This is a genomic window from Saccharopolyspora spinosa NRRL 18395 (assembly GCF_000194155.1).
GTDB classification, from domain to species: domain Bacteria; phylum Actinomycetota; class Actinomycetes; order Mycobacteriales; family Pseudonocardiaceae; genus Saccharopolyspora; species Saccharopolyspora spinosa.
In genome coordinates this window covers 1,646,703-1,658,589 of record NZ_GL877879.1, presented here as the reverse complement: position 1 = coordinate 1,658,589, position 11,887 = coordinate 1,646,703, and the positions used below count along the sequence as shown (strand labels likewise).

General features: G+C 70.3%; 13 protein-coding genes. 10 read left to right on the top strand and 3 right to left on the bottom strand.

Annotated elements, in window-relative coordinates; genetic code table 11:
• Nucleotides 1-262 precede the first annotated feature (262 nt).
• The 7 genes from SSPN_RS0126795 to SSPN_RS0126765 all read left to right on the top strand — a co-directional run bounded on the left by SSPN_RS0126795 (nt 263) and on the right by SSPN_RS0126765 (nt 7,420).
• Nucleotides 263-1,228: a 2-hydroxyacid dehydrogenase gene (locus SSPN_RS0126795; protein WP_010311094.1), complete on the top strand. Its 966-nt coding sequence runs from the start codon at nt 263-265 to the stop codon at nt 1,226-1,228.
• 244 nt (nt 1,229-1,472) lie between these two features.
• The gene (locus SSPN_RS0126790; protein ID WP_010311092.1) at nt 1,473-1,880 is read left to right on the top strand and encodes a DUF948 domain-containing protein; all 408 of its coding nucleotides are present in this window, start codon (nt 1,473-1,475) and stop codon (nt 1,878-1,880) included.
• Nucleotides 1,877-2,188, top strand: a complete 312-nt coding sequence (locus tag SSPN_RS0126785; protein WP_010311089.1) for a hypothetical protein — start codon at nt 1,877-1,879, stop codon at nt 2,186-2,188. Before SSPN_RS0126790 ends, SSPN_RS0126785 begins: the two co-directional genes overlap by 4 nt.
• Before the next feature lie 77 nt (nt 2,189-2,265).
• On the top strand, nt 2,266-4,938 hold the full coding sequence (gene alaS, locus SSPN_RS0126780) for an alanine--tRNA ligase (RefSeq protein ID WP_010311088.1): 2,673 nt from the start codon (nt 2,266-2,268) through the stop codon (nt 4,936-4,938).
• Nucleotides 4,935-5,405 (top strand): Holliday junction resolvase RuvX, encoded by a 471-nt coding sequence (gene ruvX, locus SSPN_RS0126775; RefSeq protein ID WP_010311087.1) that lies wholly within the window; start codon nt 4,935-4,937, stop codon nt 5,403-5,405. The genes alaS and ruvX overlap by 4 nt, the downstream gene beginning before the upstream one ends.
• A 79-nt stretch (nt 5,406-5,484) precedes the next feature.
• Nucleotides 5,485-6,579 carry an endolytic transglycosylase MltG gene (gene mltG / locus SSPN_RS45950; RefSeq protein WP_237710744.1) on the top strand — a complete coding sequence of 365 codons (1,095 nt, stop codon included), beginning with the start codon at nt 5,485-5,487 and terminating at the stop codon, nt 6,577-6,579.
• Nucleotides 6,566-7,420, top strand: a complete 855-nt coding sequence (locus SSPN_RS0126765) for a shikimate dehydrogenase (RefSeq protein ID WP_010311084.1) — start codon at nt 6,566-6,568, stop codon at nt 7,418-7,420. Before mltG ends, SSPN_RS0126765 begins: the two co-directional genes overlap by 14 nt.
• Nucleotides 7,421-7,507: 87 nt before the next feature.
• On the opposite strand, the gene SSPN_RS0126760 is transcribed toward SSPN_RS0126765, so the two are convergent.
• From SSPN_RS0126760 to SSPN_RS45940, 3 genes are read right to left on the bottom strand one after another with little or no spacing between them, the layout of a single operon-like run.
• Complete coding sequence (locus tag SSPN_RS0126760) at nt 7,508-7,777, bottom strand: HPr family phosphocarrier protein (protein ID WP_010311082.1); 270 nt, start codon at nt 7,775-7,777, stop codon at nt 7,508-7,510.
• 41 nt (nt 7,778-7,818) lie between these two features.
• Nucleotides 7,819-9,081 (bottom strand): PTS transporter subunit EIIC, encoded by a 1,263-nt coding sequence (locus SSPN_RS45945; RefSeq protein WP_010311081.1) that lies wholly within the window; start codon nt 9,079-9,081, stop codon nt 7,819-7,821.
• Nucleotides 9,078-9,947 carry a GntR family transcriptional regulator gene (locus tag SSPN_RS45940; protein WP_237710743.1) on the bottom strand — a complete coding sequence of 290 codons (870 nt, stop codon included), beginning with the start codon at nt 9,945-9,947 and terminating at the stop codon, nt 9,078-9,080. The genes SSPN_RS45945 and SSPN_RS45940 overlap by 4 nt, the downstream gene beginning before the upstream one ends.
• A 274-nt stretch (nt 9,948-10,221) precedes the next feature.
• Here SSPN_RS45940 and SSPN_RS0126745 point away from each other — a divergent pair, with 274 nt between their 5' ends.
• The 3 genes from SSPN_RS0126745 (at nt 10,222) to SSPN_RS0126735 (ending at nt 11,809) form a co-directional block, all read left to right on the top strand.
• Nucleotides 10,222-10,458 carry a PTS sugar transporter subunit IIB gene (locus SSPN_RS0126745; protein ID WP_010311079.1) on the top strand — a complete coding sequence of 79 codons (237 nt, stop codon included), beginning with the start codon at nt 10,222-10,224 and terminating at the stop codon, nt 10,456-10,458.
• Nucleotides 10,455-10,910 (top strand): PTS sugar transporter subunit IIA, encoded by a 456-nt coding sequence (locus SSPN_RS0126740; RefSeq protein ID WP_010311078.1) that lies wholly within the window; start codon nt 10,455-10,457, stop codon nt 10,908-10,910. Before SSPN_RS0126745 ends, SSPN_RS0126740 begins: the two co-directional genes overlap by 4 nt.
• Nucleotides 10,911-11,125: 215 nt before the next feature.
• Complete coding sequence (locus SSPN_RS0126735; protein ID WP_237710742.1) at nt 11,126-11,809, top strand: prepilin peptidase; 684 nt, start codon at nt 11,126-11,128, stop codon at nt 11,807-11,809.
• Nucleotides 11,810-11,887: the final 78 nt, after the last annotated feature.

Here is an 11,887-nt window from a genome sequence, read left to right as displayed (position 1 = left end):
ACCCACAACGTAACCAGAAGGAGCCCAGACCACGATCACCACCCACCGACCCCCCCGACCACAGCTCCCCTCAAAAGAGCCACACCCATTTCAATTGAAACTGCGGACCTCGGGGCGGACACCTCGCCGGACACGTGCTCGGTCGGCCCCAGTTTCAATTGAAACTGGGGCCGAGAAGTCGGGGACGTTGCTGGTCGGAGGGTGATCTTCGCGTGCGGCGGCGGGTAGATTCCGGCGGGGATTTCGTCGAGAGGAGGTCGCAGTGGACAAGCGGATCGTGGTCACCCGGACGGTGCCGGAGTCGGCACTGGAGGTGTTGCGCCAGGTCGGGGACGTGCACGTCTGCCCGCAGGACCGGCCGCTGACCGCTCCCGAGCTGCGCGAGGCCGTGCGCGGTGCGCACGCGATCGTGGCGATGCTGCACGACCGGATCGACGCCGACCTGGTGGCCGCGGCCGGTCCGCAGCTGCAAGTGGTCGCGAACGTCGCGGTCGGCTACGACAACATCGACGTCCCGGCGGTGACCGGGCGCGGCGTCATCGTCGCCAACACGCCGGGCGTGCTGGTCGACGCGACCGCCGACCTGGCCATCGGACTGCTGCTGATGGTGACCCGGCGGCTCGGCGAGGGCGAACGGCTGTTGCGGGCCCGCCAGCCGTGGACCTTCCACCTCGGCTTCATGGTGGGCACCGGGTTGCAGGGCAAGACGCTCGGCATCGTCGGGCTCGGCGACATCGGGCAGGCCGTGGCCCGGCGGGCACGCGCGTTCGGGATGAGCGTCGCCTACACCGGCCGCCGCCGCGCCGCCGCCGAGGTGGAGGCGGAGCTCGACGCCCGCTTCCTGCCCCAGGACGAGCTGCTGCGCACCGCCGACGTGGTGTCCCTGCACTGCCCGCTGACCGAGCAGACCCGGCACCTCATCGACGAAGCGGCGCTCGCGGCCATGAAGCCGACCGCGTTCCTGATCAACACCAGTCGCGGTCCGGTGGTCGACGAACGAGCGCTCGCGAAGGCGCTCCAGGAGGGCCAGATCGGTGGTGCGGCCCTGGACGTCTTCGAGCGCGAGCCGGAGGTGGAGCCGGCGCTGCTGGACCTCGACAATGTCGTGGTGGTCCCGCACCTGGGCTCGGCGACCACCGAAACCCGGACCGCGATGGCCGAACTCGCCGCCCGCAACGTCGCTGCGGTCCTCACCGGCGCTGAGCCTCCGACCCAGGTCCGGCCGTAACACGATCAGTTCGAGATGTGGGGCCCCCAGCCGAGTTGTTCGGCTGCGGGCCCCCTCGCGCTTTACTCGTTCGGGGCCTGGTTGGGGCGCCGGCGGGCGGGTGCGTCGCCCGATGGTGCTTTTCGCCTGGCGCGGCCGACCGGGTGCTGGGCTGGGGGAGCGGGGCCGGTAACCTGACGACGATCAACGGACCGAGGTCTTGGCCCCGGTCCCACCGACATGACGTGGACATACGGGAGGGCACGTGACGCCCACGCAGATCGCCGCGCTGATCGCCGCCGGAGCGTTCGTGCTGCTGGTCGTGCTGCTGGCGATCCCGCTGATCAAGCTCGGCCGCACGCTGGACGAGGCGACCATCGCGATCCGCAAGGCGCACGAGAACTCCGATCCGCTGTTCACCGGGGCGAACTCGACCATCACTCACGTCAACACCCAGCTGGAGCGGGTCGACGGGATCACCGCCAACGCCAAGACGATCAGCGGCAACGTATCGGCATTGTCCTCGCTGTTCACGGCTACACTGGGTGGTCCGTTGGTGAAGACGGCGGCGTTCTCCTACGGAGTCAGCAAGGCGCTGCGGGCCCGCCGGAAGCGGCGGCAGGAGCCCGCCGGCCGGCACTTCCGCCGCAAGGGCAAAGGGGGGCGCAAGTGAGGCGCCTGTTCTGGTTCGGCGCCGGGGTCGCGGCCGGGGTCGCGTTGACGCGCAAGCTCAACGAGACCGCCCGGAAGGCGACCCCGAGCGGCATGGCCGAGCAGCTGGGCGGCGCGGTCCGGGAACTCGCCGGAGCCGTCGGCTCGTTCGGCGCCGAGGTCCGCGCGGGCATGCAGGAGCGGGAGCAGGAACTGCACGACGTGGTGGAGCGCGGCAGCGCCTCGGACACGGTGCAGTTCCGCCGGATCGACGTGGACTCCGGCGCGGGCATGGTCAACGGTCGGCGAGCTCGCCGGGCGGGCCGCTGACGTCGGCGCTCCGCGCCGCCAGCCGCCCGCCGACCCCACCAGCCGTGTCCGTCACCCGAATTTCCTGAGGAACCACCGTGCAGACCCACGAGATCAACAACCGGTTCACCGAGCACTTCCGCAGCCGCGGCCACACCGTTGTGCCCAGCGCGTCGCTGATCCTCGACGACCCGACGCTGCTGTTCGTCAACGCCGGCATGGTGCAGTTCAAGCCCTACTTCCTGGGTGAGGCCCCGGCGCCCTACCCGCGGGCCACCAGCATCCAGAAGTGCGTGCGCACCGGCGACATCGACGAGGTCGGCAAGACCACCCGGCACAACACGTTCTTCCAGATGGCCGGCAACTTCTCCTTCGGCGACTACTTCAAGGAAGGCGCCATGCAGCACGCCTGGGAGCTGCTCACCGGTTCCCAGGCCGACGGCGGCTACGGCTTCGACCCGGAGCGGCTGTGGGTGACCGTCTACGAGAAGGACGACGAAGCCGCTCAGCTGTGGCAGAAGGTCGCCGGCGTCCCCGCCGAGCGGATCCAGGCCCGCGACGGCAAGGACAACTATTGGGACATGGGCGTGCCCGGTCCCGGTGGCCCGTGCTCGGAGATCTACTACGACCGCGGTCCGAAGTACGGCCGCGAGGGCGGACCGGTCGCCGACGAGGACCGCTACATCGAGATCTGGAACCTGGTGTTCATGCAGGACATCAGGGGTGAGCAGTCGCCGAAGCTGGGGCACCCGCCGATCGGTTCGCTGCCGACCAAGAACATCGACACCGGCATGGGCGTCGAGCGCGTCGCGTGCCTGCTGCAGGGCGTGGAAAACGTCTACGAGACCGACCTGGTCCGCCCGGTGATCGCCAAGGCCGAGGAGCTCTCCGGCCGCCGCTACGGCGCGAACCACGAGGACGACGTGCGCTTCCGCGTCATCGCCGACCACGCCCGCTCCGGCGTGATGCTCGTCGGCGACGGCGTCACCCCCGGCAACGAGGCCCGCGGCTACGTGCTGCGGCGCTTGCTGCGCCGGATCATCCGCTCCACCCGCCTGCTGGGCGTGCAGGAGCCGGTGCTCGGCGAGTTCAGCAAGGTCGTGCGCGACGCGATGGCACCGAGCTACCCCGAGCTGGTCACCGAGTTCGACCGCATCGACTCGGTGATGCGCAACGAGGAAGAGGCCTTCCTGACCACCCTGACCGCCGGCTCGAAGATCTTCGACTCGGCGGTGGCCGACACCAAGAAGGCCGGTGGCAAGCAGTTGGCCGGGGAGAAGGCCTTCCAGCTGCACGACACCTACGGGTTCCCGATCGACCTGACCCTGGAGATGGCTTCCGAGCAGGGCCTGGCCGTCGATGAGCAGGGCTTCCGGAACCTGATGTCCGAGCAGCGCCGCCGGGCCAAGGAGGACGCCAAGGCCCGCAAGACCGGCCACGGCGACCTGTCGACCTACCGGACCCTGCTCGACCAGCACGGCACCACCGATTTCATCGGCTACACCGACCTGCAGTCGCACAGCCGCGTGCTGGGCCTGCTGGTCGACGGGCAGCCGGTGAAGTCCGCCGCCGCGGGCACCGAGGTCGAGCTGGTCCTGGACCGCACCCCGTTCTACGCCGAGGGCGGTGGCCAGATCGCCGACACCGGTCGGCTGGTCGGTCCCGGTGTGGCCGTCGAAGTGCACGACGTGCAGCGCGCGGTGCCGGGCCTGTTCGTGCACCGCGCCAAGGTCGTCGAAGGCGAGCTCGGCGTGGACACCACGCTCGAAGCCGCCGTCGACGTCGCGCGCCGCCACGCCATCGAGCGCTCGCACTCCGCCACCCACCTCGTGCACGCGGCGGTGCGCAGCGCCTACGGCAGGCGCGCCGCGCAGGCCGGTTCGCTGAACTCGCCGGGCCGGATGCGCTTCGACTTCACCGCCCCGACGGCCGTGTCCTCGAGCGTGCTCACCGGGGTGGAGGAAGAGGTCAACGACTACTTGCAGAGCGACGTCGAGGTGCAGTCCTACACCACGACGATGGACCGGGCCATGCAGCTCGGCGCCATCGCGCTGTTCGGCGAGAAGTACGGCGACCAGGTCCGGGTCGTCGACATGGGCGACTACTCCCGCGAGCTGTGCGGTGGCACCCACGTGCCGCGCATCGGCCGCCTCGGCGTGGTCAAGCTGGTGGCCGACTCCTCGGTGGGCTCCGGTGTGCACCGAGTCGAAGCGCTGGTCGGCATGGACGCGATGCGCCACATCAGCAAGGAACACCTGCTGGTCAGCCAGCTTGCCGAGCAGTTCAAGGTGCCCGCCGACGAGCTGCCGGAACGCATCCAGGGCGTCGTGTCCCGGCTGCGCAGCGCGGAGAAGGAGCTGCAGCAGCTGCGCATCGCCCAGATCCTGCAGTCCGCCGGCGAGCTCGCCGACAAGGGCACCGACGTGCACGGCGTGACGCTGGTCGCCGAGCAGGTGCCGGACGGCGTGGACGGCAACGCGCTGCGCGCGCTGGCTGGCGAGATCCGCGGCCGGCTCGGCTCCCGCCCCTCCGTGGTGGCGCTGTTCGCCGCTGACGAGGGCAAGGTCAGTTTCGTGGTCGGCGTCAACGACGCGGCCCGCGACAAGGGCATCGCCGCGGGCAAGCTGGTGCCCGGCTTCGCGGCCGAGGTCGGCGGGCGCGGCGGCGGCAAGCCGGACATGGCGCAGGGCGGCGGCTCGAACCCGGCCGGGATCACGGCGGCGATCGAGGCGCTGCGCAAGGCTCTGGACCAGGTGGTGGCTGGCGGGTGACCGAGCACCGGCAGGCGGATCCCGGAGCGGGGCGTCGGTTAGGCGTCGATGTCGGCGCGGTCCGGGTCGGAGTCGCACTCAGCGACCCCGCGCCGATGCTGGCGACCCCGCTGGTCACCTTGCAGCGGGATGCCACCGGCGGCAGCGATCTCGCGCAGCTGGCCGAGCTCGTCGCCGAGCACGAGGTGGTGGAAGTCGTGGTCGGTCTGCCGAAGACGTTGGCGGGCCGGCACGGAACTGCAGCGGAAACGGCGCAGGCCTACGGGGCGGCGCTCGCGGAACGGATCGCACCGGTGCCGGTGCGGTTCGCCGACGAGCGGCTGACCACCGTGACGGCCAGCCGGATGCTGTCGCAACGCGGCGTGCGGGGGAAGAAGCAGCGCGCCGTGGTCGATCAGGCGGCGGCGGTGGAGATCCTGCAGGCATTCCTTGACAGTCGGGGGAAGACACGAGAGGACCTTTCGTGACCGACGATCTTGGACTGTTCGCGGACGAGCCCGGCGAGCGGCGGCGGGCCGCCGCAAGCGCCGCCGGATCGTGACGGCGGTGGCGAGCTTGTTCGTGCTGCTGCTGGTCGGCGTCGGCGTGCTCTACGGGGCCAGTCAGATCATGCAGATCGGTTCCTACGAGAACTACGAGGGCGAGGGCACCGGCGACATCGTCGTCGAGATCAAGCCCGGTGACACCGTCAGCGCCATCGGTCGCACCCTCGCCGAGAGGGACGTGGTGGCCAGCACCAAGGCGTTCACCAAGGCCGCCGAGGAGAACCGGCAGATCAACAGCATCCAGCCGGGCTACTACCTGATGCGCAACAAGATGTCCGGCGAGGCAGCCGTCGCGCACATCCTGTCGGCGGCCGCGAAGGTGGGCCGGGTTGACATCCGCGCCGGCATGCGGCTGGAGGACCAACTGGCGCCGGACAACGGGCACACCCCGGGCATCCTGACCCGGCTCGCCGAGGCCACCTGCGCCGGGGCAAACCCCACCTGCGTCACCGCCGAGGAGATGCAACGGGTCGCCGCGACCGCCGACCTGGCCTCGCTCGGCGTGCCGCAGTGGGCGCTCGCGGACGCCTCCAAGGCCGAGCCGAATCGGCGGCTGGAGGGCCTGATCCAGCCCGGTCTCTACGACGTGAAGCCGGGCGAGACCGCCGAGAACGTGCTGCGTGACGTGGCCACCCGGTCCGCAGCGCAGCTTGAGATCGCGGGGTTGCCGCAGGCGGCCGAGGGCACCGGGTACAGCCCGTACGAGCTACTCAAGATCGCTTCGCTGGTGCAGAGCGAGGGCATCGCCAAGGACTTCGGGCAGATCTCGCGGGTGATCCACAACCGGTTGACCCACCCGGTCATGCACCTCCAGCTCGACTCCACGATCAACTACCCGCTGGACAAACCGTCCCTGCTGACCAGGCCCGAGGACCGTGGGATCGATGGGCCGTACAACACGTACCGGAACTACGGCCTGCCGCCCACGCCGATCTCGGCTGTCAGCAAGGAAGCCCTGCAGGCAGCGGAGAAACCCGCTGACGGCACTTGGAAGTTCTTCGTGAAGTGCTACCCGGACGGCACCTCCTGCTTCGCCGACACCCAGGCGCAGCACGACGCCTACATCAACGAGGCAAGGGCACGTGGCGCGTTCTGAGCCCCGCCGGGCAGCGGTGCTCGGCTCACCGATCGAGCACTCGCTGTCGCCGGTGCTGCACGGTGCCGCATACGCCGCGCTCGGCCTGCACAGCTGGACCTACGAGCGGGTCGAGGCCGACGCGGACCGGCTCGTCGAGTTCGTCGCCGGGCTCGGCCCGGAATGGGCCGGGCTATCGGTCACCATGCCCGGCAAGCGAGCGGCGCTGGGCGTCGCGACCGAGGTCAGCGAGCGGGCCGCAGCGGTCGGCGCGGCGAACACCCTGGTGCACCAGGCCGACGGCAGCTGGGCCGCAGACTGCACCGACGTCGACGGAGTCGTCGGAGCGCTGCGCAGTGCGGGCGGATTCACCACCGGCCACAGCGGTCTGATCCTGGGAGCCGGCGGCACCGCCGCCGCGACCCTGGCCGCGTTCGCGGAGCTCGGGCTGAGCGAAGCGACGCTCGCGGTGCGCGAGCCCGCGCGAGCGCGCGACGCGGCCGAGACCGCGGAGCGGGTCGGCCTGCGAGTGCGCGTCGAGCGGCTGGACAGCGTCGCGCTCGCGGACGCCGCGGCAGCGGCGGACGTCGTGGTGTCGACGCTCCCGGCAGGGGCGTTGGACGCGCAGGCGGCGGAGCTTGCGACGGCGGGTTGCGTGTTGGACGTCGTCTACCACCCGTGGCCGACGCCGCTGGCCGCTGCGGTGACCGCGGCGGGCGGGCGGATCGCCACTGGACTGGACATGCTGCTGCACCAGGCGTTCGGCCAGGTCGAGCAGTTCACCGGGCTACCGGCGCCGCGCGAAGCCATGCGCGATGCCCTCGCCGAAGCGACGGGAAACGAGCTCCCGCTCCCGCTCTGACCGCAATCTCAATGGAAATTGCGGACTACGTCGAACGGCCCCTCCCCACATTGCGGCGGGTTCTCGGGGCCGTTCGCGTTGTTCCGGTCAGTTGTGGTCGAGGTCCGAGGCGACCAGCTGGGCGAGGTGGTCCAGCGCCGCCTCCGCGCCTTCTCCCTCGGCCGCCAGCACCACCTCGTCGCCGTGGCCCGCGCCCAGGGTCATCAGTCCGAGGATGCTGCCCGCCTCCACCGGATCAGTGTCGTCCTTACGGATCGTGATCTTCACGGGCTGCGCCGCGGCGGCTTTGGCCACTAGTGCCGCCGGCCGCGCGTGCAGCCCAACCTTGCTTGCTACGGTGACCCGTCGCTCGAACATGATTCTCCGTTCGTCGGGGGAATGGGAAACGATCGCCGGGGTCAGCTCCTGTCGGGGCCCGGCTTGGCGTCCCCACCTGCATTATCCGCGCCCACCTCGGCGTTTTCCGTGTCGTCCTCGTCACGGCCCGGGGTGCGCAGGTTCCACTTCGTGATCACGAACCGGAACACGAAGTAGTAGATGACCGCGTAGCCCAGGCCGATCGGGATCAGCCACAGCGAGTTCTGCGAGATACCGAAGTTGAGCACGTAGTCGATGGCGCCTGCGGAAAACCCGAACCCGCTGTGGATGTCCAGCGCGTTGACCAGCGCCATCGAGGTGCCGGTGAGCACCGCGTGGACCAGCAGCAGCGGCCAGGCCACGAAGATGAACGAGAACTCCAGCGGCTCGGTGATGCCGGTGATGAACGCGGTCAGCGCCACCGAGATCATCACGCCGCCGACGATCTTGCGCTGCGACGGCTTCGCGCACTGCCAGATGGCCAGCGCCGCGGCGGGCAGGGCAAACATGAAGATCGGGAAGAAGCCGGTCATGAAGGTGCCCGCGGTCGGGTCACCTGCGAAGAACCGGGCGATGTCGCCCTTCTCACCGTGGTAGTCGCCGAAGAGGAACCAGACCACGTTGTTCGGGATGTGGTGCAGGCCGAACGGCAGCAGCAGCCGGTTGATCACGCCGTAGATGCCGCCGCCGAGCACCGCGTTCTGGGTGACCGCGTCGCTGAAGGCCGTCAGACCGGCGTCGAAGACCGGGAACACCAGGCCCAGGACCACGCCAGCGATCACCATAGCGAAGGCGGTGATGATCGGCACGAAGCGCCGTCCGCCGAAGAAGCCCAGGTAGGCGGGCAGCTTGATGCGGTGGTACCGCTGCCACAGCCAGGCGGCGGTCAACCCGGCGATGATGCCGCCGAGCACGCCGTACGGGCCCTTGTTGAACGCCTTGTCCGACTCGGTGCCGGTGATCTCCCAGAGCACGCCGGAGAGCACCAGGTAGCCCACCGCGCCGGCCAGCGCCGTTGAGCCGTCGGCCTTCTTCGCGAAACCGATCGCCACACCGATGGCGAACAGCAGCGGTAGGTAGTTGAACAGCGCGTTACCGGCCGAGCCGATCACCCCGGCCACGGGCTGCATCCAGGGCAGCACCGCACCGAGCCCCTCCTTGCCGAGCAGGTCGTCCTGGCCGAGGCGCATCAGCAGCGCGGCGGCGGGCAGGACGGCGATCGGCAGCATCAGGCTCCGGCCGAGCCGTTGCAGCAGGGCGAAACCCTTCCTGTTGCCGCTCGCCGTGGTGGCGCTGGCACTCATCGGTTACCTCCTGTGTCGTGGAGACCGGGTTGTCGGGCGGGATGTTGGCGTCCGGTCGGCCGGGTGGGCCGCCTGGACGGGCGGTGGTGGCCGGAGCCGCTCGGGTTGCGGTCCAGCTGCATGGTCACCTGGTACAGATCGCCGCGATACCAGGAAGTCATGTCCTCGATCGGCCGGCCCTGCGCCGTGGAGATCCGGCGGAACACCAGGACCGGGCTGCCGGTGCGGACCCCGAGCAGCCGCGCGGTTTCGGCGTCGGCGCCCTCGGCGAGCACGGTCTGCGTGCCGTTTTCCAGCTGCACCTCGTAGTTGCGGGCCAGTAGGGTGTACATCGAATCGGTCAGGTCGTGGTCGAGCAGGCCGGGCAGCGGCCCGGCGTGGTACCAGCCGCGTTCCACTGCCATCGGCGCACCATCGGCCTTGCGCAGCCGACATAGCCAGTACGCGTGCTGGTCGGGCCGGAGGTCGAGCGCTTCGGCGGTGGCGGTCGGCGGGACCGCCTCCGCCGCATCGAGCAGCACCGTCTCCGGCTGCATGCCGCGGCGGCGCATTTCCTCGGTGAACGAGGCGAGGTGCAGTTGGGAGTCCACCCGGGGCCGGGTGGTGAAGGTGCCCTTGCCGCGGACCCGCACCAGCAGGCCCTCGGCGACGAGCTGTCCAACCGCCTCGCGGACGGTGAGCCGGGACACGCCGTAGCGCACCGCGAGGTCGCGTTCGGACGGCACCGGCGAACCTGGCAGCAGTTCCTCGCTCGCCAGCTCGCGCAGGATCTCGCGCAGCTGGGCGTGCTTCGGCGTCGGGCCGTCGCGCAGCACGTCAGCCGTTCCTGGGCGGGAACAGCCGTCTGCGGTTCGCCGTGCGGCCACGCTGCCTCCATCGGTCTTGCGGGACATCGACGTCCGGTGCCCCCGTGGACACTTGGCACCGGTCGAACGCGGGCGGATCGGATCCGGTGCTGTTCACCGGTCCTACCGGGTTGGTACTGTCCGGTCTAAACCAGTCGGTTGCGAACAATGCACTTTCATGCGATCGGGTGTCAAGACGGGTCGCGATTCGTTGCCGCATCGACACCCGGTGGCGCAAGATCGTCTCGGCGCGGTGCGCAACGCCTGCGTCGTAGGAGGACGAAGGGAGCACGGGGTGGCTCAGGACAAGGCCGCGGCAATCCTGGCCGCACTTGGCGGCGGGGACAACGTGGTGGAGATCGAGCCGTGCATCACGCGGCTGCGCTGCGAACTCGAGGACGGTTCCAAGATCGACGAAGCTGCGCTGAAGGCCGCCGGGGCGCACGGGGTGATGGTGCAGGGCTCGGTCGTGCAGGTCGTGGTGGGCCCGGAAGCGGACACCCTGGCCGAGGACATCGAGGACCTGCGGTGAGCACCGAGGTTGGCAGTCCGGTGGCGGGCCTGGCCACCGCGATCAGCGAGGTGCCCGACCCGGTGTTCTCGCAGGTCATGGTGGGTCCGGGCGTGGCGGTGCAGCCGTCCGGCGGGCGGGCCGACGCGGTCGCGCCGGTAGCCGGCACGGTCGCGACCCTGCACCCGCACGCTTTCGTCATCGCCTCGCCCGGCGGCGCCGCGATCCTGGTGCACCTGGGCATCGACACGGTGAAGCTCAAGGGCGAGGGCTTCGAGCTGCACGTGGCGAAGGGCGACGTCGTCGAGGCGGGCCAGCGCATCGTCACCTGGGATCAGTCCGAGGTGGAGTCGCACGGCTACTCGTCGATCTGCCCGGTCGTCGCCCTGGACGTCGCGCCGGACGCCCTGACCGATGTCCGCGAGGACGGTCAGGTCGTCGCGGGCGACCTGCTGTTCGCGGTGGGGGCTTGAAGTCCGGGGCGTGGATGTCGCGCGCCTGATTTTGAAGCGAACGGCCCGTTCGCCTCGTTAGAGGAGGTGAACAGGCCGTTCGCTCCTTCCTCGGCTGGAAATGGGGTGGGCGAACGGCCCGTTCGTCTCATTAGGCGGCGTGAACAGGCCGTTCGCTCCGCCCTCCGCCGGCGCCCAGGAGTTCTGGGGTTGCGCACCTGCCGCCCGATCCGGGCATGCCTCCCGACACGCGCAGCTTCGCGGATCGGCTGCCCGGGGCTCCGGGACGTCGCGGCGATGCTGGTGCGATGGTCGTGTTGATCGGGATCGCTGGTGGTGCAGCGGGTTTCGCGGCGGGTCGGCTGGGTCGGCTCGCGCTCTGCTCGATGCGCAGGGGAGTTCGGCCGCCTCGGATGTGGTGCGAGGTGGCGGTGGGCCTGCTGTGGGTGGTGGTGTTCGTCCGCGTGGTGACCGGGATGCCGTTGTGGTGGGCGGCGATCCCGTTGGCGCTCGGCTGGTTCGCGGTGTTGCTGACGGTGTGCGACGTGCTGGCCGAGCGGCTCCCGGATGTGCTGACGCTGCCCGCATATCCGGTAGCGGCGGTGTTGTTGACCGTCGCGGCGCTGCACAGGGCGGATGTGCTGCTCGGTGCCGTTGCCGGTGTGGTGGTCTTCGCCGGGACGTATCTGTTGGTGCGCGTGGTGTCGCCGGGTGCGATGGGCCCGGGCGATGTGAAGTTGGCGGGCAGCCTCGGTGCCGTGGTGGGCGCGGTGTCGCTGTCGGCGGTGCTGTTCGTGATGGCCGCCGCGGCGGCGTTGACACTGGTGGCGGCGTTGTGGACGCGACTGGGCGGCGTCCCGCACGGCCCCGCCATGCTCGCCCCGGCCTGGCTCGTCACGGCCTTCGCGCCGTGGCCCTAGGCGCGGCGATCCCGAACGGCGTTTCTTTTGCTGCTGGTCCGGCCCGCGTCCCGGGAGGTACCGGGTCGCGTGATGGGT